This is a genomic window from Pseudomonas brassicacearum (genome assembly GCF_003732265.1).
Classification (GTDB): Bacteria; Pseudomonadota; Gammaproteobacteria; order Pseudomonadales; family Pseudomonadaceae; genus Aquipseudomonas; species Aquipseudomonas brassicacearum_D.
The window spans coordinates 1-309 of record NZ_MOBK01000419.1 but is presented as its reverse complement, the minus strand read 5'-3'; the positions used below and the strand labels follow the sequence as shown (position 1 = coordinate 309).

The following is a 309-nucleotide window of genomic DNA, read 5'->3' as shown; positions in this document are numbered from 1 at the left end:
ATTCACCTGCTGACGGCGCAGACCAACTCCGGTCAGCTCTATGAAGTGGACATGCGTCTGCGCCCATCCGGTGCTTCAGGACTGTTGGTGAGTTCGCTCGGCGCGTTTGCCCGCTATCAGGAAAATGAAGCCTGGACGTGGGAGCATCAGGCTTTGGTGCGTGCGCGGGTGCTGGTCGGCAGTCAGGATGTCGGTCAGGCGTTCGAGAAGGTTCGTGCCCAGGTGCTGGGCAAGCCGCGTGATCTGGCGAAGCTGCAACAGGAAGTCAGCGAGATGCGCGCAAAGATGCGCGACAACCTCGGCACCAAG

General features: G+C 61.2%; 1 pseudogene. It reads left to right on the top strand.

Annotated features, from left to right (window positions below):
• A pseudogene (locus BK660_RS32020) lies at positions 1 to 309 on the top strand (bifunctional [glutamate--ammonia ligase]-adenylyl-L-tyrosine phosphorylase/[glutamate--ammonia-ligase] adenylyltransferase); the annotation flags it as partial.